Origin of the sequence: Bacillus sp. ISL-45, from assembly GCF_018613195.1 — a bacterium.
Classification (GTDB): domain Bacteria; phylum Bacillota; class Bacilli; order Bacillales; family Cytobacillaceae; genus Mesobacillus.
Genome location: NZ_JAGGQQ010000008.1, coordinates 119,836 through 143,297, shown reverse-complemented (window position 1 = coordinate 143,297; position 23,462 = coordinate 119,836). Strand labels below are relative to the sequence as shown.

14 protein-coding genes are annotated in these 23,462 nt (G+C 43.2%); 3 read left to right on the top strand and 11 right to left on the bottom strand.

Going from position 1 to position 23,462, the window contains the following annotated elements:
* Positions 1-49: 49 nt before the first annotated feature.
* The 8 genes from J7E35_RS11030 to J7E35_RS10995 all read right to left on the bottom strand — a co-directional run bounded on the left by J7E35_RS11030 (position 50) and on the right by J7E35_RS10995 (position 15,024).
* Positions 50-607 (bottom strand): transposase, encoded by a 558-nt coding sequence (locus J7E35_RS11030; protein ID WP_214779678.1) that lies wholly within the window; start codon positions 605-607, stop codon positions 50-52.
* A gap of 66 nt (positions 608-673) precedes the next feature.
* Positions 674-4,417: a chitobiase/beta-hexosaminidase C-terminal domain-containing protein gene (locus J7E35_RS11025; RefSeq protein ID WP_214779677.1), complete on the bottom strand. Its 3,744-nt coding sequence runs from the start codon at positions 4,415-4,417 to the stop codon at positions 674-676.
* A 143-nt stretch (positions 4,418-4,560) separates the two neighbouring features.
* Complete coding sequence (locus J7E35_RS11020) at positions 4,561-6,933, bottom strand: 5'-nucleotidase C-terminal domain-containing protein (RefSeq protein WP_214779676.1); 2,373 nt, start codon at positions 6,931-6,933, stop codon at positions 4,561-4,563.
* Positions 6,934-7,224: 291 nt separating this feature from the next.
* Positions 7,225-9,681: an S-layer homology domain-containing protein gene (locus tag J7E35_RS11015; protein WP_214779675.1), complete on the bottom strand. Its 2,457-nt coding sequence runs from the start codon at positions 9,679-9,681 to the stop codon at positions 7,225-7,227.
* A gap of 596 nt (positions 9,682-10,277) precedes the next feature.
* Positions 10,278-11,366: a glycosyltransferase family 4 protein gene (locus J7E35_RS11010; RefSeq protein ID WP_214779674.1), complete on the bottom strand. Its 1,089-nt coding sequence runs from the start codon at positions 11,364-11,366 to the stop codon at positions 10,278-10,280.
* Positions 11,344-12,828 (bottom strand): O-antigen ligase family protein, encoded by a 1,485-nt coding sequence (locus tag J7E35_RS11005; protein WP_214779673.1) that lies wholly within the window; start codon positions 12,826-12,828, stop codon positions 11,344-11,346. The genes J7E35_RS11010 and J7E35_RS11005 overlap by 23 nt, the downstream gene beginning before the upstream one ends.
* A gap of 186 nt (positions 12,829-13,014) precedes the next feature.
* On the bottom strand, positions 13,015-13,728 hold the full coding sequence (locus J7E35_RS11000) for a WecB/TagA/CpsF family glycosyltransferase (protein WP_214779671.1): 714 nt from the start codon (positions 13,726-13,728) through the stop codon (positions 13,015-13,017).
* 18 nt (positions 13,729-13,746) lie between these two features.
* Positions 13,747-15,024 carry a nucleotide sugar dehydrogenase gene (locus J7E35_RS10995; protein WP_214779669.1) on the bottom strand — a complete coding sequence of 426 codons (1,278 nt, stop codon included), beginning with the start codon at positions 15,022-15,024 and terminating at the stop codon, positions 13,747-13,749.
* Positions 15,025-15,287: 263 nt separating this feature from the next.
* Between J7E35_RS10995 and csaB the strand changes: the two genes are divergently transcribed.
* From csaB to murJ, 3 genes are all read left to right on the top strand, one after another.
* Positions 15,288-16,397, top strand: coding sequence for a polysaccharide pyruvyl transferase CsaB (csaB, locus tag J7E35_RS10990; RefSeq protein WP_214779667.1), 1,110 nt, complete (start codon positions 15,288-15,290; stop codon positions 16,395-16,397).
* A 295-nt stretch (positions 16,398-16,692) separates the two neighbouring features.
* Entirely contained in the window at positions 16,693-17,868 is a 1,176-nt protein-coding gene (locus tag J7E35_RS10985) for a glycosyltransferase family 4 protein (RefSeq protein ID WP_214779665.1), read from the top strand.
* 142 nt (positions 17,869-18,010) lie between these two features.
* Complete coding sequence (gene murJ, locus J7E35_RS10980; protein WP_214779663.1) at positions 18,011-19,531, top strand: murein biosynthesis integral membrane protein MurJ; 1,521 nt, start codon at positions 18,011-18,013, stop codon at positions 19,529-19,531.
* Between the two features lie 119 nt (positions 19,532-19,650).
* Here murJ and J7E35_RS10975 read toward each other — a convergent pair whose 3' ends face one another.
* The 3 genes from J7E35_RS10975 to J7E35_RS10965 all read right to left on the bottom strand — a co-directional run bounded on the left by J7E35_RS10975 (position 19,651) and on the right by J7E35_RS10965 (position 23,399).
* Positions 19,651-20,097: a hypothetical protein gene (locus J7E35_RS10975; RefSeq protein WP_214779662.1), complete on the bottom strand. Its 447-nt coding sequence runs from the start codon at positions 20,095-20,097 to the stop codon at positions 19,651-19,653.
* A 98-nt stretch (positions 20,098-20,195) separates the two neighbouring features.
* Entirely contained in the window at positions 20,196-22,187 is a 1,992-nt protein-coding gene (locus tag J7E35_RS10970) for an S-layer homology domain-containing protein (RefSeq protein WP_214779661.1), read from the bottom strand.
* Between the two features lie 210 nt (positions 22,188-22,397).
* Positions 22,398-23,399 (bottom strand): C40 family peptidase, encoded by a 1,002-nt coding sequence (locus J7E35_RS10965; RefSeq protein ID WP_214779660.1) that lies wholly within the window; start codon positions 23,397-23,399, stop codon positions 22,398-22,400.
* Positions 23,400-23,462: the final 63 nt, after the last annotated feature.

Sequence of the window (23,462 nt, the reverse complement as noted above, 5' to 3'; positions counted from 1 at the left end):
TAAAAGGTGACAGGCACCTCCCAGCTACTGGGAGGTGCCTGTCACCTTTTCACGTATTACTTTCTACATATTTGCAATATTGCTCATAGGTTTGGTTAAGTTGGAGATTGAAGCTTGCGGGCAGGTCTATTAGGTTTATGAACGGGTTTGGAGGCTGGATTCTTTTCTTGTAGTATTGAAAGCTGCTGTATGGGTAATTTTCCATGTACTTGACGATAGGTGGATTAGTGGAGATCGGGTTTCTGTGGATGTATTTGCTTACCTTGAGAAGGTCTAGTGGGTAAAGTACAGGAGAACTTCCGAACCGATGTTGGAATAAGTGGCCGACGTGGTTATATTTGCGATTAAAATAATCTGTATAGCGCCTGTTGAACATACTCATTATTGTTGATATCGTGACCTGCTCGGACTTTAGCAGGAAATGATAATGGTTGGTCATGACTGCGTAAGCGCTTATGGATATTGGGTATTTTAGATGTATCATACTTAACAGACGAAAAACCTCTTCCATATCCTCTTGATCCTTGAAGATATTTTGTCTGTTGTTGCCTCTCGAATAGATGTGATGGTAAGCATAAGGAACCCATTCTCTTCTTTTTCTGGGCATAGTATATCCTCCTATTTAGGGGTGACAGGCACCTCCCATAAAATGGGAGGTGCCTGTCACTCTGTTTTAACTAGCTAAAGCCATTTGAAATGGTGATTCAAGCAGGTTGCCTTCTGAGTCGTAGAATTTGATGTTGGATGTGTCTACGCCGTCTTTGACATTCCATGTTTGGACGTTTTCTGCTCCGTGTATTTCAGTGACATTTGCATTGTCGATGAATACTTCTTTCACAGTTGCTCCGCTTAGTTCGATGATAGCACCGCTTTGTGCAGGGCTGATTGCTACTAATGCAGTAGCAAGGCCAGCGCCTTTTACATCTGCTGATTTTTTCAGCCAGATGCCGTCTGTGATGACTGAAGTAGCATCGATGTTGATCAAGCTGTTTGTTGTTCCAACTACTAGTTTCTTTGTCTTAAAGCCGGTAAGGTTATAGACTTTGTTATAAACCTTTTCTATCGCCTTCAAGTCAGTCTGGATCAATAGCGGGTCGTGGTCACTTGCGCGGCCATGCTCTTCCATGAATCCAGAGTTGATGTGAACCATGTTAACAGTCGTTGCTGCTTCCATATTTTTCGTTACAAGGATATGGTCAAGTACTTGAGCATTGCCCTGGTAAGAGTAAGAATATCTTTGGTCTGCAGGTACTTTTTCAACCATGTTCACTAGTTCGCTGCCTTTTAATGCTTGTAATGGATTGGACCATTCAAAGTCATTGAAGTCACCTAACAGGATGACGTTCGCATTTGGATCCTTTGCTTTTACATCCTGAACGAATCCATTTACAATTTTCGCAATTTCCATGCGCTGTACTTCACTCTTCAATACAGGCGGCTGGTTTTTACCGAATAACGGCTGGTCTCCGCCTTTTGAGTTGAAGTGGTTTGCTACAACAATGACACTCTTGCCCTGGAATTTGAATTGAGCTGCAAGTGATTTACGGCTGTCTTCAAAAGCAGGGTTTGTTGGATCAATACGGCCTGGGTTCAATGTCAGTTTTCCATTTTCAAAGCCCACTGCCTGGTCAGCCGTACCTTTCGGCGCTTCCATTAATTCAACACGCTCTGTATTGTAAAGGAAGCCGACACGGATGTTACCGCCAGGCTGTCCGCCATCTGTCTTATCATGTGGTGCGATTTCAGTGTAAGCATAAGTCGGACCACCGAGAGATACGATTGTGTCTATCAATAATTTAGCACTTTCAGAACCATCTGTTGTGCCGCTGTCTGTTGGGCCGTCATTGTCCTGTACTTCAGTCAGGCCAACGATATCTGGCTTTTTAAGATTCGTTACAATTGCTTGAGCAAGCTTTGTAACTTTTGCTGGGTCTACCTTTGGCGAGAAGTTTTCAACATTGTATGAAGCTACAGTCAACTTACCTTCAGCAGGTACAATTGAAGTAATTTCACGTGTGTTTGAGCCTTCAACTAATGCCGGCAGGCTGGTTTTCTTTGTTAAAACCTTATAGTTGCTATAGCCGTAGCCCATGACACCTGTAATGGAACCATTGAATTGGTCGCCCATTTTTGCAATAAAATTGTCGTCGTTCATGTCGATTGTGATTCTTTCAGGGTTGAAGTCTCCTTCAGAAATGCGCATTCCACCTGCAGGAGTGTTAGCTTCCATTGTTCCAGGAATCACGACAACTTCGCCATACCTTTGAGGTGCAACGATTTTTGCATCATCCACCTGTACGAGCATACCTTCCAAGCTTTCATAAAAGTCAATTGCATCTTCTGCTGGATCAAAAATTGCTAATCCATCGTTGTCAATTACTTCTGTTGGAGCTGTGCGGTCAACACCAATTACAACAGGAGTAGGAAGAGTTTCGCCGCTTCTGACTTTTTCAATCGTTGATGCACTGATTTCTGTTGAAGGAAGATCAACTTCTGCTTTATCAGAATAGCCTTCTACATGGAATTCTTTAACCTCTCCGGAAACCTTTACAACATCTCCAGGAGTCAATCCGTGATTGTATTTGTATACAAGGATACCTTCAGCTGTTTTGTCGTCTCCGTCACCTTGTAAATCTTGTATGAAGAAGTTCCTGCTGTCTAATACGTAGGTTACAACACCTTCAACGCCGTTTACATTGAAGCCTTGATACTTAGAGTAGTGCCCTGCACCCTGAATGTCATGGATACGGACAACATCTTTTTGAATGATGTAATCATACGTATAAACCTTGCTGCTTGTTAAGCCTTCTTTTACAGCAAATGCTTTGATCGTCGTGTCAGCACTAATCTCGATTGGGGCACTGTACACAGCACTGCTTGTTGTTGGTTCACTGCCATCAGTTGTGTAGTAAATTGTTGCGCCCTCTGTATCAGAAGTCAATGTTACTTCATCACCAACGTTGACGAAACCAGCGCCCGGCGCAGCCACTACTGGACGGACAAAGCTTGGGTCAAGGACGATATCAGCTTGTGAACGAGGCATAAGCTGGTAAACGTCTTTATATGAACCAAGGACTCCTGTAATTGAATCATAAGATGTTTCAAGTTCTAACCACTCTTGTGCATCTGGACGGACCTGATAAGAGTCACCGTTTGCATCTACAAGAGTATAGTTACCGCCAGAGTAGCTTTCAACTACTGACTTGCCTACTTTTATAAGCATAGCTTCATATTGTTCAGATATTTCTGCTGCAGTTAATTCTTTAGCAGCTGGAATTTCCTTTTTTCCAAGGACTTTAACATCCGCAGAAGTTACTTCTAGCTCTAAAAGAGTATTGTACTCTGTTAACTGACCTGAAGCCTCTACTTCATCACCAGGCTGGACATCAAGAGATCCATAAAGAACGATTCCGGCAGTTTCGTCCTGGATGAAGATGTTTCTGCCTTGTACAGCCGTAACAATACCAGTTGTTAGGGCATAATCACCTGTGTTCATTGCCCTTACTTCAGCAATTGTTTTTTGCTGTAAAACTGTGTAAGAGAATGTTGCCACATCACTATTTTCAAGGTCTGATGCCACAGCGAATGCCTTGATTGTTGTATCGCCATTGATTGTAATCGGTGCTGAGTATACTGTTGATTCTGTTGTCGGCTCAGAACCGTCTACTGTGTAGTAGATTGTTGCGCCTTCAGTTGTAGTAGTCAGTTCTACCTCAGTTCCTGCTTTTACTGCAGTAGCTGTTACTGAAGCAGTTACAGAGGATACTTTAGTTGGTACAGCTGAAAAGCCGTCCATTGTGTGGGAGCCAATGTTTGTGAAAACATCCTTCCCTAGTGAATCCCACTCTGTAGCAGGGTCAAAAGCGTCAGATGGATCTTTATCCCCAACTGTAACCGTGGTCTTTCTTACAAGGGTTTGGTCTACAGTCTTAACATCTGTAGCTCCCCAGGCAGTTCCTGGATCTACACCTACCTGGCCAAAAGAGTCAATAACTACACCATTATGTGTTAAAACAATTGCATCATCACCATTGAAATAAGTGATGGTGTGTTCCAGATTTCCTTTAGCCTTTAAGTCAGCAACTGAACCTGCATTGACAATAACAAAAGTCTCGCCGTTTGCTAATGTTGCTTCAGCATCGGTTAATGTTCCAAAATCTAAAGGATTTGAAGGAGTAGTCGCACCGTTAGAATATAATTCTAACTTATATTCTTTCAGATTTACGTCATGTCCAGTACCATTGAATAATTCAATCGCCTTATTGTTGCTGCCGCCTTCAATATACTCTGAAATGAATAAATCAGTAGCAACTGTAGCTGCTTTTACCTGCTGTGAAACAAAAGGCAAGAAAAGGTTAACGACTAAAGCTAGTGTTAACAGAATGCTTAATGACTTCCTTTGCGATCGGTTAATCATTAAATAAGTCTCCTTTTAAAGAAGTTTTAGTTGGTGATTTTTCGGATGGCGCCTGCCACCTTTTTTCACAGGTCGAAAGTCTGACTTTTAAAAATTCGATAGAGATAGCCTCCAGCGTGTCGCTTGCCAGAGGCTATTTTCTATTAGTCTTCTAAAATTGTTTCGCCCTCAACTGTTACGTTTGTGAGTGTGACAGTCGAGTTTCCTTTTAGGTAAAGGTCACCTTTTACTACTGCGTTTTCTAGAGTAGCTACGCCAGTAACGTCCACTCTAACGTCACCTTCGAATACATTTGGAGCGTCAGCTGTTCCATTGAAATTAGCAGCGTCTACTACTTCTGGCGCTGTTGCAACATCGATGATACGGCCTTCAACAACTGGAGAGATTGTTTGGTTTGGCTGTGATTTTACATACTCACTGAAAACTTCCCAATCAACAAAGCCTGGCTCACTTACACGGCCTTCATCGTATGCAACTTTAAACATATCATAACCATCTCCACCTTTTGCTGTGAAGATGTTAGTAGCTACAAAGTACTCTTGATCAGCTACAAGTGAAGAGTAGTTTCCATCTTTGTCTTGAACAGAAACCGATACGACTCTTTCACCAGCGTCTTTTCTGCTGTCGTAAGTGAACTTCATGCCAGAAACCTGAAGGAAACCACCATGTGCTGCAGGTGCATCCTTAACAGAATGCTCAAGTGCTGCTACAATTTCAGAGCCAGTAAGTTTCATGATACCAAGTGCGTTACCGAAAGGCATTACTGTCAATACTTCTCCCAATGTAAGAGGACCAGGTTCTACTGAAGTACGGATTCCGCCGCCATTTTGCAATGCAATTACTGTATTTGGATTGATTTGCTTCGCTTTTGCCAGCATTCCATCTGTTATGGCATTACCTAGGTTTGTTTCAGCTGTTCTAGCTGCCGGGTTTCCACCAACTAGTTTTACCGCTGCTTCACCTACTGGTAAGTCTTTAATTTCCGCAACTTTATCTGCATAAGGCTTCAGCATTGCAGCAGCTTCAGCATCAGCTTCAACAGTCTTAACATCAATAAGGCTTCCTAAATGTCCTACAACCTTGCCATCCTTGTCGAATTCTACATCAAGAGTTCCAAGGAATTTATTGTATTCGTTAGCTTGTACGATAACAGTTGCTTCTTCGCCTGTTGTATCGATTACTGGCGCAGTAATCTTGTCATGAGAGTGACCACCGACGATTACGTCAATACCTTCTACAGACTTGGCAAGCGTTACATCATTGTCACCTCCGCCATCCATGAAACCAAGGTGAGATAGTGCAACGATCTTATTAACGCCAGCAGCTTCAAATGCTGCGACTGCCTCTTTAGCCGCTTCGATATAGTCTTCAAATACTACATCTTCTCCAGGGCTTGAGATTTCTACTGTTTCGGCAGTAGTTAGACCGAAGATACCAATCTTCTCGCCATTTACTTCCTTAACGATGCCGTTATAGATTTCTCCATTTGCACCCGCAGTTGTAGAAACTTCATCTTTAAAGTCATCGCTTAGGTTAGCATCTGCAGAGAAGTCAACGTTAGCGCTTACGAATGGGAATTCAGCAGCTTCAACGAAATTATTCAACACAGAGGTACCAGAATCGAATTCATGGTTTCCGAATGTCATTGCGTCATATTTCATAAGATTCATGAATTCTAAGTCTGCTAAACCATTAAACTCGTTAAAATAAAGAGTTCCTGAGAATACATCCCCTGCACTCAATAATAATGCATCCGGCTTTACTGCTCTTACCTGTTTAACAGCAGTTACTGTCTTTGCAATGTTATCAAGATTAGCATGTGTATCGTTTGTATGCATTAATGAAAGCTTATAGTTAGTGTTCGGGTCGCCATTGCCTGGTGGTGTCACTGGCGGTGGTGTTACAACCGGAGGAGCAGTAACTACTTTTGACGATCTATGTAAGAAGATAGCAAAATCGCCGCGTTTTACGTTAAGATTGACACCAAATTGTTCTGATGACATGCCATTAGCAACGTTATTAGCTACTAGAGCTTTCACGGCTGCTTCGTAATTTTTTGTTACATCATTAAAGGATAGGTCAGCTCCACCGTGAAGATCAAAGCCTTTTTGAAGCCAGATTGCTACTTCCCCACGAGTAATCGGGCTATTGGAATCAAAAGTCGTTTTCGTTTTACCAGAAGTAATACCTGCTGCTTTAAGAGCATTTACTGCTTTTACTCCACGAGTTGGTACATCTGTAAATCCTGACGCAGGAGCATTTTCGATGTCCAAACCTAATACCTTAGCAGTTAGGATTGCAGCATCGATACGCTTGATCTCTTCATTAACACCAAAGTAAGAATCGCTGAATCCTTTTGCCCCTTTAGATAAAAGGAAATCAACAGAATCTGAATATCTTTCTGTTACATCTGTGAAACCTGCAGCTGAGATAGCCGGTGCTACTACAGCTGTGACCATGGTCGCTGTGGCAGCGCTTGCAATGAATTTACGATAAGACTTATGCTGTAACACCATTGAACCAATCCTCCCTTAAAATTATAGGGCATCTAAACCTCTATAGATTCAGATAATTAAGAAATTACTTATTGAAAAAATAGTAATTTCGACCCAATTCCTATTATACTTAAACTCTTTAAAACTTTCACTAAAGTTCATCAAGTTTTTACAGAAAATTCACTTTAGATGTCAGACCGCGGCATATTTTAACAATAAGTTAAGAATTTGTTAATCAAATTCGAACCGTCAACCAGGGGCTGAAAAAAAAGAGGATTCTCTTATCGAGAATCCTCTTTTCTATTTTAGAGATTACTTAGAAACTGTGCTGTTAGCAACTTTGTTTCCGTTAGCATCAACTAGGTTAGTATCTTTGAATTCAACTGTGATTGAATCAGTAGTCTTAAGATTGTCAGCAGTTGTAACTTTAAGGTCTCCACCTACAACTGCTAGAGTAGCAGGAGTGACTACTGTTCCGTTAACTTTTACAGTTACGCCAGTTACTGTAGTAGTGTCAACAAGAGCTTCAGAGAAGTTAACTGTGAAGTTTTTGCTGTCAGCTAGAACTACAGAAGTAGCTGTTGGAACAACGTTCTCTTTCAATGTTAGAGTAGTAGACACTTTACCATTTACAAGAGTGTTTCCATTTACGTCAGTTAGGTTAGTACCTACAAGAGCGTAAGATCCGTTAGCTGTGATAGAACCTTGCGGTAAAGTGATAACAACTTTAGATCTGTTGTCAACAAACTTTACAGTAGTTCCAGCAGGTAAAGCTTTGCCGCCTAGTGTGTAATTAGAAGCATTTACTGCTGAATCGCTCATGTTTTTGTTGAACTGAAGAGTAATGTCAGTGTTGTTGTAAGTAGGAACACTGAAAGTTACGTCTTTAAGATCAGAAGATGGAGTAGTTGAATACTCAGGAGCAACTGCAGAGAAGCTCACTGTGTCAGCAACTTTGTTGTTGTAAGTATCAGCAACTACTTTACCAGCTAATTCGAAAGAGTATGAAGTCTTTTCTTTAGCGTCGAAAGCGATTGCTACAACATTTGCTTCGTTTCCTTTAATGCCGTCTTTTCCATCAACATCATAGCCATAAGCTACGTTTGCAGTAGTTAAGTCTACAGTGTTGTTAGACTGGAAGATGCCGTCGATTGACTTGATAACAAGCTCACCTGCACCTGAAAGGTCGCCAGCTTTAACTGCATCGTCAAAAGTCACAAGAATAACATCAAGGTCAGCAGTTGAATTTGCATCATCTTTTACAAGAGTCTTGATAGAAGCAGATACAAATCTAGGAGCTGTAGTGTCAGCAGTGAAAGTTGCGTTGAACTTCACTTCGTCCATTTTGTTTGCAGAAGTATCAGCGAAGTTATTTACAACTACTTCTCTTGTGAAGAATGTTGTTCCGCCAAACAAGCCTGCTTGCTGTACGTCAACTGTGTAAGTCTTCTTATCTTCAGAAGCAACAACGAATGCAGGATCAACTGCAACGCCACCAACTGTTACTGTTCCTTCAGTAACTTCTTCTGAGAAAGAAAGAGTTAACTTGTTGCCAGAAACTGATGTAGACACAGCTGGTTTAGAGCTGTCAACAACTGGCTTAGCAACTGTGAAGTTTACAGTGATTTGGCCAGACATGTTACCAGCAGCATCTTTAGCGCCTACAACGTCAAGCTTGTAAGACTTTTCAGCTACTAGGTTTTTAACAGTCAAAGTTTTGCCGCTTACTACATAGTAAGGAGCAGTAGTTGAAGCTGTGCTAGAAAGAACAGCGCCATCCAAGCTTACAGTGCCTTCAGTAGCAAGTGCTTCGTTGAAAGTAACAACTGCTTCAGTTCCTTTAGCTTCAATCTTAGCAACAGCTGGAGCTGAAGAATCTTTGTAAGAGAATAGAGTTACGTATTTAGCAGTTTTAACATCTGCATTAGCTTTAGTTTTGATTGGAGCAATTTCTAATGTAGCGTTAGTTACATCGATAACTCCAGTACCTGCAACTGTTAGTGTTACAGTTTTAGCATCATCAGAAACAACTGTCTTAGTTTCATCGAAAGTTACACCAGTTAGTGATACTTTACCAGAAAGATCAGTTTTATCGATCGCTTGGTTGAACTTAACAACTAGTTCTTTACCATTTACAGCAGTTGAACTAACAACAACTGGAGTCTTAACAACTTCAGCAGCACGCTTTAAGAAGATTGCAAGGTCTCCACGAGTGATGTTAAGAGCAGTTCCGAAAGTTGTTGGAGTTTTTCCAGTAGTGATTTCATACTCGAAAAGTCCATTGATATATGGTGCATAAGCTCCCATGTCAGTGAATGGAGCAGTTGCAGTTGAAGTTAGGTCATATGCTCTTGAAAGCATAATTGCCATTTCGCCGCGTGTTACGTATGCAGATGGCTCGTAAGAAGTTTCTGATTTACCAGAAACGATTCCTTTAGCTTTAAGAACAGATACAGATGCATCATAGCGAGTGCCTTTAGTGTCTGCGAAACCAGAAGCTGGTGCAGAAGCAGTGTCAAGCTTAAGAGCTTTTGCAAGCCAGATTGCAAGATCGCCACGCTTGATGTTTTCGTGAGTTCCGAAAGTTGTTGCTGTAGCACCTTGAGTGATGTTGTTCGCTACAAGGTAGTCTACTGCGTCTTTGTACTTTGGAGCAACATCCGTGAAATTAGATGCAGCGCCTGCAACTGGAGCGATTGCAGATGCAACTAGAGTTGCAGTAGCAGCAGTCGCCACAAATTTGCGGTAAGATTTTGGTTGGTATGCCATTTTGTGTTTCCTCCCTGTTTTGTAAATAAGGTTTTTTCATGGTGCCTCCGGATTGGTAAGATCCGGATTTAAAACGTGTTGTAATAGTTTTATAGTCTATTCCTTCGTCCTATTTACAAATCTGAGAAATCGTTTTCACTGTCTATGTATTACGGAAAATCTTAATTTCTCTGATTCTTAAAATTTGACAGAAGAAAATAGGGTTACTATACATGTACACTATTCTACCAAACTTGGTTGATATTTCAACCTTTTTTTACATTTTTCTACCTATAAAACATAAAATTGCTAAATAAATAGCTTTTTATTCCTGTCTTATGGGCTATTTACCAGCACAACACAAGATGATTATACTACTATTATTCTATTTTTGGAAGATTTACCATGGAAGAATATTGCGAAAATTACATAGTAATTATTTCCACTAACTAAGACGTAAGACACAGGGAATAAGTTTCAGGGTATTACCGAAAAATTATTTATGTATTTTTCGAGCTTTACGCAAGTAACTTTTAGCCCAAACAAAAAACATGCAGGGTTCCCTACATGTTTTTGGCCCACAAAGATATAACTATGAGTGAATCTTTGGGTGTATGCTAAATTTTTTTGTACGTTTCTTCTGTGCTTTTTGCCAGCTGGTCGATTGAGTAAAGCCTGGATGCTTTTTCGTACAGGTTATTTCCGAGTGATGGAAGGTTCCTTGTGGTGATTGCTTCTGTAATGGCTCCTGCCAGTGCTTCAGCATCCTTAATCGGTACTACCCAGCCAAGTGATGGTTCGGCAATCAAATCCTTCACTCCGCCGACATCTGTGGAAATCACCGGTGTATGCGCACGGGCCGCTTCAAGAATGACGAGCGGGAAGCTTTCACTATAGGAAGCAAGCAATTTTACATCTGAAAGGCACAGGTAGGAATGGACATCCTGCTGGAAGCCGAGGAAGCGGACGTTTTCTGTTAAGCCCTTGTCTCGGACTTCGCGTTCGAGGTCATCCCTTTCCGGACCGTCGCCAATCAGCAGAAGTTTTACGTTTTGTTTTGCTGCCAGAACTTTTTTCAGGGCTTCGAACACGACGGTGTGTCCTTTGATGGGGTGCAGCCTTGCGACCATGCAGATGACAAAATCATCTTCTTTTAGTTGAAGCTCTTCCCGTGACAGCTTGCATTCCAACTGTTCATCAAATGAAATGCCATTATAGACCGTGGTGATTTTTTCAGCCGGCAGCCCGAAGCCGACGAGCATTTGCTTGAAGCGTTCAGAAACGGCGAAAAAATGGTCGATCTTTTTAATGACAGTCATATTGATCGTCGTGAAAATTTTGCCCTTGATACCGCCCTTGATAAAATCCTGGGATGGATCGCTGTGAATCGTGCTTATCCACTTAAAAGGAGTTGTTTGTCGTACGAAATAGGTAAATAAATTGGCGCGCGGGCCATGTGTATGGACAATTGAAATCTGATTATCTTTGATAGTTTGTTTAATTTTGCTGATGACGGAAAAATCGTAGCGGGAGGACTGGCCGTACATGATAACCGGAATCCCCATTTGCCTTGCTTCTTCTGATAGCTTCCCTTCCTGGAAAACTCCGAGCAGGACTTCTGTTTCATTCAGGTTCTTCAATAAAGAAAGCAGGTGGTTTTTGGAACCACCTGTTTCTCCGCCGCTAATGAGATGAAGGACTTTCATTTTTTCCCCACCCTTTATAGTTAATGCCGTGCGTGATGGCTGCCAGCATCATAAAGAAATAAGTTGTGAATGTCTTGTCTTCCCAGATATTATAGAGAACGCCTACGACATAGACACCGATCAGGACAGCAAGCACGGCTGTTGCCAGGCTGGTGTCTTTTCGCTTTTTCCAGAGGAAGAAAAGCATGCCGAGAAGGAAGACGGCGAACAGGATGACACCTGCAGCTCCTGTCTGGGCGATGATCTGGATATATTGATTATCTGAGTAGATATTGTGTCCAATTCCGTACTCTTCGTAGATAGGCGAGCCGTTTCCTTTTGCCGCGGAGTCACCGAATGTGGCGAAACCCGTACCGATAGCTGGGTGATCTTTGAAGATTTCAAAGCCTTTATTGACGATGAAAAGACGTCCGGTTGTTTTACTTAGCTCAACTGTTGACATTTCAAAGGTTTCCTTCATGCGCCGTTCTTCATCGGAAGGATGGTCTTCTTCGGGTGGCTCATCCTGCGTTATGTTACGCTGAATATTTTCACCCACTCCAGCATTTTTAAAATAGTTCGTTGCTTGTGTCACAGGAATGTTGATTAATATAATCGACAGAACTGCGGCAACGAAAAGTTTGCCTGTGCGCTGCCAGTTTTTCGAAACAGCCAGGTATACTGCCAGGGCGATGACAAAGCCAATCCATGTTCCCCTTGAGTATGTAAGGGTAATGACACCAAACATAAGGATCATCCCGATATTGAGGATGAGTTTTGTTTTCCCCGCGACAAATTGCTTTAAATAAACCGTGAGCATGACCGCCAACGATAGATACACTGCCAGCACGTTAGGGTTATCAATCAATCCGTAGATGCGGACGCGGTTATTATAGGAAAGCGAACGGCCGACCCATTTTTCCGGCATTAGATAGGAACGGAGGGACATTTTTTCGACAAGTCCATGAAGACTGAGCACTATTGCCATAACAAATGTCGTCCAAAGGAATTTCAGGATGTCTTCCTTTGTGATATCAAGACGTTTTACAACGTAGTAAACAATGTAAGTAATAACGAATGCGCGAATCTGAAAAATGATGACTCCTGGTTCAACGCCTGTGATGAATGCTGAAATAGCGCCGACTGCTAGGAAGCCGAAGAAGGCCCATTCGAAGATCTGGAACTTGAACAGACTTTTGAAGTTGCCAGTGCGAATCGCTGTAAATGCCACATTTGCGAATGCGGCCAGGATGATGAGATCCCCGACTATTTTCAGTGAGGGGTTGATTTCTATTAAAAATGGTCTTGTCGGGAAATACAATAGCAGCATTAATAGTCCATTTTTAGGTGATACAAGTGCGTATAATGCTAAAACTGCTGCTGCCCCAAGGCCTGTAATCGTGCCGGGAAACAACAAAGCCACTACGAGAACCGGCAGGGCAATAAAGATGAACGGAAAATCTCTCCAGGTTAACGAGTTCATTCGAAAATTCCTTTCTCGTGCTTAATCGACATAGATGATAAAAGTGCAGGTTTTTGACGAAATTTGTCTGACTTTTTAAATTATAAACAGGTTTTGACCATGTTTAAAGTAGTTTTTACAATTTTGGGCAATTTAAAAGGCTTGAATAGTTAGTTCAAGCCTTATTTTGGTTCTAATATATCAATATTATTTAGCTCCAAGTAGTTTTACTAGGAAGCGCGGCAATGCCAGCTGGCGCTTGAATCGCTTTGGTTCTTTTAAAAGGCGGTACAGCCACTCAATTCCAAGCTTGCGGAAAAATAAAGGCGCACGCTGGACTTTTCCTGAAAAGACGTCAAAGCTTCCGCCGACTCCCTGGAATACTTTTACGTTCAGCTTGCCCATGTTCTCGCGGATCCACAGTTCCTGCTTTGGGCTGCCCATCGCGACGAACAGCAATTCAGCTTCTGAAGCGTTAATTTTATTGATAATCTTGTCATTATCTTTTTCATACCCATTTTCGTAGCCGGAAATCACCAGGGCCGGGTATTTTTCTTCAAGCTTTTGCTTCGCTGATGTGACGACTTCTTCTTTGGCGCCGTAAAGGAAGACCTTGTGGTTCTCCTCGGCAGCAAAGCGGATCAGCCTGTCCATCATATCGACACCAGTGACGCGGGAGGAAATTTTGCCGCCCTTCATTTTCGAGGCAAGCAAAATCCCTACTCCATCTGGAATCTGGTAGGTTGATGAGTTGATCAGCTGGCGAAGCTCTTCATTTTTTTCAGCGGCCATGACCTTTTCAGGGTTGACTGCGATAATCGTGGATTGCAGGCCTGCCTTCATTCGTTCACGCAGGTCTGCAATGATTTCTTCGTAATTATAAGGCGAAACATCGACGCCCAGGTAATTTTCTTTTTTCATGGCAAGTATCAAACCCTCTTAGAGCTGGATTGGTTTCAGTCCTGACAAATCACCGATTCTGTACAAAGTGACATAATCGTTATCAAGGTTCGTGCAGTTCTTTGTATCGAAAACGACTGGCGACTTCATTTTGGAAGCGACAAGTTTGCTATCCAGCGTTTTGAATTCATTGTGGTCAGCCAATACGACGGCAACATGGGCTTCATTCAACGCATCCTCTAATGAAAGAAGCGGGAATGATACCTGATCCTGCTGGACATGCGGGTCATGGGCCACGGTTTCGAAACGCGGGTTGCGGGCCAGCAATTGATAGATCTCGATTGCAGGGCTTTCACGAACGTCATCGATGTTTCCTTTATAGGTCAATCCCAGGACAGCGATCTTCGGCTTTTCGATCTGGACTGTCAATTCTTCGATTTTTTCAGCAACGAATTCAGGCATAGAATTGTTGATATCACGTGACAGCTTGATCAGCACAGATTCATTTCGTGCTTTTTCAACGATGAAGTATGGGTCAACTGCCAGGCAGTGTCCGCCTACTCCTGGTCCAGGCTGGTGGATATTAACGCGCGGATGCTTGTTGGCAAGCTCGATCACGTCGTGTGCATTGACACCTAATTTCGCACTGATTTTAGCGAGTTCATTGGCCAGGGCAATGTTGACATCACGGAATGTGTTTTCCATCAGTTTGGACATTTCCGCTGTGAGTGCCTCGGTTTCAATCACGTCACCCGTTACGATGGCGCGGTATACGTCTGCAGCCTTTTTAGCGGCTACAGGAGTCGTTCCGCCGACAATACGAGTGTTTTCAATCAATTCGATCAGGATGCGGCCTGGGAGCACGCGCTCAGGGCAGTGTGCAAGGAAAATGTCGTTTTGCACGTCATGACCTGCCTCTTGAAGGATTGGTGCGACGACATCATCCATCGTTCTTGGCGGGATCGTCGATTCGACAATGACCACATCGCCTTTTTTAACGAAAGGAACGATCGCCTTCGTTGCGCTGATGACGTAATCAACATTCGCAGTGTAATCGTGGTGGATTGGTGTTGGCACGGCGATGATGAATACATCTGCTTCCTCAGGTGTAAGGGAAGCGCGAAGCTTCCCTTTTTCGACCGCTTCTTTCACGAGCTCAGGAAGCCCGACTTCTTCAATTGTTACATTTCCATTATTTAAAGAGTTCACTACACGTTCGCTGACATCGACTCCGACAATATCATAGCCGGCTCTTGCAAAGATCGCAGCGGTTGGCAGTCCGATATAACCTAATCCAATGACACAAATCTTTTTCATTAAAAGGACCTCTCTTTTTAAGGCAGTTAATTATAGGTATTTATTGTGATTTTCTGATCAATCTAGCTTTAATTTCTAACATAGTATATCAAATCTTGTCAAACCATGCACCCTTGAACATTGAATGGTTTCGGTTATAATGTTAAAATATTGTTTAGCTTTTGGGTGCTTTCGATTTCGTTCGGCACCTTCTTTTTTTTACAGCTTATTACGCTTATGTTTTACCAACGCAATACTTTCTATATTAAGGAGGAGCAACTTCTTTGAAAATTGTCATCTCAGGATTTTATGGTCTCGGTAATACTGGTGACGAAGCCATACTTGAATCCATTGTCGATAACTTGCGAGAACATTTAGACCAGCCAGAAATTACCGTATTCTCTTTATCACCGGAACAGACCGCAAAGGAACATAATGTCAAAACCGTTTACCGCGGCTGGCGCCAGGATTTTAAAGCAAAGGTCAATGCTTTGAAGGAAGCTGACCTGCTGATCTCGGGCGGCGGCGGTTTGCTGCAGGATACATATCCTACCCGCTTTATTTTCGGTCCCCTTCCGTATTATCTGTTGATTGTCTTTTTGGCCAAGCTTGTCGGGACGAAGGTCATGTTCTTTTCCCAGGGGATTGGCCCGGTAAACTCAACCTGGGGCAAGATCCTGATGAAAGTGTTTGCCAATATGGCAGATTTCGTGACGGTCCGCGACCAGTTCTCGAAGGACCTGCTGCATAAGTTGGGTGTGAATCGCCCTGAGACTGTTGTGACTTCGGACATCGTGTTCGCTTTCCATCCGAAAAAGGACACGGCCGCGATGGACAGCCTGCAGCTTGAGCGCAAGGATAATCTTGTCGCCGTATCTGTCCGTCCATGGTTTGAAAAAGTAAAGCAGTTTGAGCAGATCGCTGAGATTCTCGATAACTGGATCGAAGCCCGCGATATCACGCCGGTGTTCGTGCCGATGGAAGGCCATCACGACGACACGGCCAGCAAAAATGTACTGAAGCATATGAAACATGCTGATAAATGCCATATCCTTGGAACGAATTTCACGCCAAATCAATATTTGAACTTCATCGGCGAATGCCAGATCACGATCGGCATGAGATTGCACGCATTGATTTTCTCGACACTGACAGGCGTGCCGCATATTGGGTTAAGCTATGATAAAAAGGTCGAAAGCCTGCTGAAGCGCAGCGGCATGTGGCAATTCTCCGCCGTGCTTGAAGAAATGAATGTCGAACAACTGACTACGAATGGTTTAGAGCTTTTGGACAACAGGGAAAAATACAGCAAGATCGTCCAAGGAAATGCTGCTGAAATGCGTGTTGAGGCTGTTCGGAATGTTGATTTGCTAAAGGAGAACTTTGGAAAGTAATCCAGAGACATAGGGACCGTTCTTTTGTCGCACCTTGTTAAGTTTTTACCATCGCGACTTAGAGGCGGTTCTTGTGTTGAACCCTGTTAAGCTTCTTAAACTGTACTTCGGCGGTTCATGTGCTGCCCTGGTTGGTAACATCAGTGTCGGTTCTGCTGATCCAATTTGCAAATTACATGATGTGAAAAATTCCTGGAAATACTGTGTATATTGACCTGTATATATAGTAGGGATTTTTTATAGATAGAAACTTCTAGAACTTTTTCATCGTCAAAATAACCCAGGAGGTGCAATTATGAAGATTCTTATTGCTACCGCTTATGACTACCCGCACGCTGGCGGGCTATCGACTCACGTTGCGACATTAAAGGCCGGACTCGAGGAGCGCGGACATGAAGTGGATGTCCTTTCGTTCACTGATGTGTCTCCTGTTGTCCGCAAAATGTACGCACAGGGTCCAAGCTTTGTGATCAATAAAGTAAAAAAGGGCCGCGGAATCCTTTGGAGCCACTATGCACGTAAGAATCTACTGAAGGCTCTTATTTTAAAAAACAAGAACAAGAATTATGACGTCATCAATGCCCAGGATCCTTTCACTACCCTGGCTGCGCTGGAGACAGGAATTCCTGTTGTTTCGACTGTCCATGGTTACATGGCTTTTGAGGCTGTCAGCAAAGGTTCGATTGACGAGGGCAGCCCGGAAGCGAACGAAATGCAGGAAATCGAGATCAAGGCATACCAAAACACCCGTAAGATTATTACGGTTGACCAGCGCCTGAAACAATATGTGAAGGACGTATCTGGTGTTGACGGGTTCGCGATCCGCAATTTTATTGATATCCATAGCTTCAAGCCTGATAAGGATAGAAAAAATGCGCTTCGTGATCAATACGGCGTCTCTCGGGATGAACATATATTGTTCGTGCCGCGCCGCCTGACGAAAAAGAATGGCGTCATCTATCCTGCGCTTGCGATGCCGGCCGTGCTGAAGGAATTTCCAAACACAAGGTTAATCTATGCAGGAAGCGGCGAGGCGTTGTCAGAAATCAAGAAAATTGTTGCTGAAAATGGACTGGAGGACAGGGTTGACCTGCTTGGTGCTGTTGCACACGACAAGGTTAAGGACTACTATGCGCTTGCCGATGTTGCGCTTGTGCCGAGTGTCCACTCTGCGGGTGTTGAGGAAGCGACTTCGATTTCCGCGCTTGAAGCGATGGGTTCGGGTTCACCGCTGGTTGCATGCGCAGTTGGCGGCTTGAAGGAAATCATCGTGGATAAAGAAGATGGCCTGCTTGTTGAGGAGAAGAACGTCCAGGAGCTTGCGGAAGCGATCATTTTCTTATTGAAGAATCCTGAAAAAGGTGAGGAATTCGCCGCGAAGGCTCGCCAGAAGATTGAAGAGGAATACTCTCATATTGCCGCGGCTGAGAAATATGAAGAAATCTATTTGAGCGCTTTAGGCCGTAAATAGTTTTTTGTGAGCATGATTACTGATATGATATAGTTTGAAACTAGTAAGGCGGCATTGTTTCGCCTTACTTTTATTTAGGCTGTTTTTTAAGTGATGTTAGAGCTTTGATGAAAATTCTTTTATAGAAAGTGACTGAAATGATATGGCAGGATTGAAAAAAACGGCCATTTGGATCACCCTCCTGGCTCTGGTTCTTAAGCTGTCAGGTTTTTTGCGGGAAAGTATCATTGCCAGAGAGTTCGGAGCAAGCGAATACACGGATGGCTATTTGCTGGCTTTTTCTTTCATTACGCTCGTAGTAGCGATGATTTCTGGCGGGTTCAACAATGTATTCCTTCCTATGTACGTGCAAAAACGGAAGGAAAGCCCGGAGGAAACGGATCGGAATGCAAATGGCATTTTGAATGGCACTTTTTTAGTATTCCTTGGTGTGACCCTCGCTGGTTATTTCCTCGTTCCTTATATTGTGCCGCTGATTTATGGCAACATGACGGAGACGACAGAAGAAGTAGCCGTTGAAATTACACAGTTCTTTTTCCTGTTCATGACTTTAATCGCGGTGAACGGTATTCTTGAATCTTATTTGCAGGGACGGCGGGTGTTTGTTCCTACGCAGGTTTCTAAATTGCTGGCAACCTTGATGGGTGCGGTTTTTGCGCTGCTGTTCTCCGATCAATGGGGAATTTACAGCTTGGCATACGGTTTTATTTTCGGAACCTTCCTCGGAATGGTCATCCAGTTCTTTTTCCTTTTTAAGAACGGGTATGAGTGGCAGCCGACTGTTAAGGTGGAAAAGGCTTTTGGCTCAGCTTTCCTAGTTCTGCTGGCACCGGCGCTGCTGAATTCGGTTGTCGGGCAGATCAATATGTTCGTGAATAAGTCATTTGCATCAGGTACCGAGAGCGGTGCTGTTACTTACTTAAACAACGCCTCCCTGCTGGTGAGCATTCCGCAGGCGATTTATGCGACGACCGTTGCAGCAATCATTTTTACATTATTATCTGAACAGGTGGACAACCACAAGAAGTTCCAGGGAACTGTGTTCATGGGCATGCAGATTACGCTTGTTACATTGCTGCCGATAGCGGTTGGCCTGCTCCTCGTTGGTAAGGAAGCGATTTCGTTTGTTTTCGAGCGTGGGCGCTTTACCGCAGAGGATACACAGAATACGTATATTGCACTTGTTTATTATATTCCTTTGATCGTCACTCAAGGGTTGCAATACATTGTTTCCAAATCGATGTACGCTCGCGGCAAGACAGCGATTGTGTTGAGGATCAGTATTACGACTATTGTATTGAACCTTATCTTCAACTGGATTCTCGTTGGACCGTTTGGATATCCGGGGCTCGCGCTGACGAGCTCACTCGTTTCTATATATTATTTGGGAGTTTCGACGTTTGTTGTTTATAAGGATTTTGAGCGGGCGGAGCGGTTAAGGCTGGCCAATCTGTTCGCGCGGGTCATCCTGCCGACTTTGATCATGGCGGTTCCCATTTATTTGATCAAACAGTTCACACCGATTTCCGAACTGTACTCGCTCATTCAGCTAGGCATTTTGGTGCCGCTTGGCGTAGTGCTATATGCAGCTGGAATTTACTTCTTCTACCGAGAAGGCTTCAGGCAGCTGCTTGGGATACTGCGGAAGAAGAAAGCAGCTTGATATTGAAATTTGTTTGTTTTAACACATTAAAGCGGTGGGGGTCTGACCCCCACCGCTTTAATGTGGTGATGTGTATTAGTTTCATCGAGGTGAACAATTAAGTTATGTCCGTACGAGGTCTATTCAGACCATTTTTTCTCCCAGGCCATAGAAGCTCGTCGTCTTACATATTCGTTTCCATCCAGTAAGAATTGGCTGGACAAGTTTTTGATTTCCTGACTCTTGGTGTTAATTTCACCAAGTCCAAACGCAATTTGCCATCTAGTATCCGGGTCTTCATAAGCGACCGCATGGCGAGCAATAGCTGTCAGCTGTGCTGGATATTGAATGAGGAGTTCTAAAATATTTTCACATTCATTATCACGGGCGAGGATATAGAGGAAGTTATCCAGTATGTCATGGTCCCAGTCACATACTGGAATACGAGCGACCAGTTCAGCAGCTGCCTGGTAAATGGGTTCCCAGTGGTGATACTCCGTCTCCCACTCACCAGCACCCGCCGTTCGTGTATGTTTGCTTGCCCAGCGCCTGAATTCATTTACCTGTTCCATGAATTCCTTTTCCATTGATCAAGCCTCCCATTGGTCCAGCTAGTTTAATCAACATGATTTTAACACAGTAAAGCGGTGGGGGTCAGACCCCCACCGCTTTACTGTGTTGAAGTTTATTTTACGATTGGCAGGTCTTTGATCAGGTCGGAACGGATATAGACTTCGTTCTGCGCTGCTGCGTCTGACATGATCTTGAGCCATTCGTAGTTGTCTGTGTGCTTGACGGATCCCAGGATTGCTACTGGTGATCCTGTGTTTTTATTTGCATATACTAATGCTGATTCTGTTCCAGGATTGATTCTGGCGTTTACTCCATCGACTGTTGTTTGGCCGATACGATATGCACTTGCGCCACGGTCTTTTTTCCCTAAGAACAGGTCGACTCTATGCATATGGCCGGCAATTTTTTGTCCCCAGAACGGGTCTGATGCGTATTTAACATTGAAGCCGCGTGCTTTATTCCCAGTTGAAGCTCCGTTAGCGTGAGCACCTGTAGGATTGATATAGTTCTTGTTCAAGTACCGGTCTGCTAATGCATCAATAGCTGCATTCGGTGTAGCAAATGTTTCTGCTGCATCGGTGTTGCTGTCATACGCCTTGATGCCAAACAGGTTGTTCCGTTCTAAGGCATATTTGCTCATGCCAAAGTCACTTTCATGCATGGCCATTCCAAGGATGAGAAGTGCGTTGATATTATGCTTCACTTCTGCTTCTTTCAGGTATGCTCCAAGCCCTTTGATTTTGCTCGCAGTTGTTGCATTCTTATATCTTGCGAAAGTTGTAGGATTCGATATGAATAGAGCCTCTTTTTCAGCAAGGACACTATCAATATACCTATTTAACTCTTCAGCAGTGTATACCGTTTCAGTACGGGCTGGCAAATAGTTAAAGTACTGGTAAGCAGTCCCCACTACGTTTCCAGTCGTATTCATGAACTGGCCGCCATCCCAGCTATAATAATTTTGGCCTTGAACCATGAAGCTAGGCGCAAATCCCATTGTATAAGAAGCATATGATTTTTTTACAGGGTCAAAGATCGAGTGGACCAACTCACCTTTAGAGTTAACAGAATAATAGTTTCTGCCTTCGATTAACTGCAAAGGCACCATCGAAACTTCTTCATGCTTGACGAATACTGTTTTGCCCGCAAGAATTACTTTTACATAATTCTCTGTAGCATCCACGTATTTCATTTCCTGCCCAGCTGGCAGGTACGTGAACGATGATGATAGATTTGAATCAGTGTATATATAGGTCAATGCTTTACCAAGAACAGGCTTTGACCAGACCAATCCAGCATTCATTTCTACTATCTGCTCATTAACGGTTACTACCTGGTTATTTGCAGTTGCTGCTGTTTTAGCTGCATCAAAGCTTGAATAAGTTTTAGAACTGTAAACTAGATCACCATTTGACTGGATGGTAGCCACTTTATAACCCGCTGCGCCATCCTCACCTGGTTCTTCAGGAATTTGTGCTTCTTCCATTTTATTTAACATGCGATAGATGAAAGCTGCTGCTTCCTGGCGAGTTGCGGTCTTTTTAGGCAAGAACCTGTATGTACCATCGCCATTTGAAAGACCCTTGATCAAACCATCCCTGGAGTTTTTTGCGACAGCCATTTTGAAATTGCTGTTGATTTCATTTGCATCGGAAAAATTGAGCACAGCGTCTTCACGCGAAATTTGCATATAGTTAAACGCACGGTCGATCATCGCCGCCGCCTGTTCTCTTGAAATCTGCTCATTTGGCCCGAAGGTTGTAGGTGTGTACCCCATGATAATACCCGCTGCTGTGGCACTATTAATGCCATGTGCTAGACCTGATGATAATGGGACATCAGAAAACACATGCGGACCTTCAGGTAATTTAAGTGCCCGTGAAATAAATGTCGCAAACTGTCCGCGGCTCACATTAAGATTCGGTTTATAGACACCTTCTCCATATCCATAGATCACTTTTTCAGCAATCATTGCACGCATCTCTGTCTCTAAGGCACTGCCTGTAATATCGTCCTGTGCATAAGCCTTTGGCTGCTGATACGACAATAAACTGCTCACTGTCAACCCGAAAGTCAAGGCGAGTATGCCAAATTTCTTCCTCATTCTTTTACCCCCAGATGTTTTTTGCCCTTTTTCTGACAATTTCCTCTCTCATTCTACCAATTTATTTACAATTATAATAGACTATTTTTGAATATTTAAGAAAATAGTCAAAAACTACTGTCTATTAAGTTTCTCCCGTTATATATCGGTAATATTGCTTATTTTTTTAGACAAAATATGATAGAAAAAGCTGGGAATAATCTTCCCAGCTTATCTTGCGTTGATAGAATTATAGATTGATGCGGCAAATGTCGCACGAGTTGCTTTTAGTGATGAGCCGTACGTGCTGCCGCTAAAGATTGTCGTTGTGTCGATTTTATGCATTGTCAAAATTGCATCATATGCCCAATAACCCGGTGCAACGTCTGAATACGGTGCGCTTGCTGCCTGTATGCCATGGTTGTTTAGCTTGAATGCTCTTTGAACGATTTTTGCCATTTCTGCTTTTGTCATATTGTTGTTCGGACGGAATGTTCCATCGGCAAACCCGTTAATGACTCCGGCTTCCTTGATTGCAGCGATATCAGCTGCAAATTGGTAGTTAGGCGATACATCCTTGAATCCGTCAAGGGATGCAGGCTTCAGTTTTAGTACACGATTGATGATTGCTGCAGCTTGTCCCCTTGTAACCGGCTGTTCCGGCTGGAAAGTCGTATTGTCAATGCCTTTAATGACGTTTTGATTGCTTAATGTACGTACAGCTTCATACGCTAGATGATCCTGCGGTACATCTTGATATTCCCCTGGCTGAAGGGTTGCATCTTCCAAAACTCTTTTTGCTCCATAGAATTTTGGTCCCCAGTATGTACTGTCTAGTGAGTCGATTTTTATTCCTTTGCTTGAAGTTGCACTCAGGAATTGATTGTCGCCTATGTATATACCGGAATGGGTAATTCCCGCTTTATTATATGTTTTTTCGAAAAATACTAGATCACCTGGTTGGAGGTCTGATTTGGAAACTGCTTTCCCAACATTGTATTGATCAGCAGAAATCCTTGGCATATCCACGCCGATTTGGTCGTAAACATATCCGATATATCCAGAGCAATCGAATCCGCTTGGCGTTGTTCCACCATAAAGATATGGAACCCCTATGTATTTGTGTGCGATTTCTACTACTTGTTCTTGTTGTGTTGCTGCCATGGCTGTTTGGAATGGGATCATCGATAGTATTAGCGCTGCCAAGATTAGCTTGGATATGAGCTTCTTCATCAGTACACCTCTGCCTCGTTGATTTTTTTGGAAAAAAATATCGTTTTTTGCCTCATTGAGGCT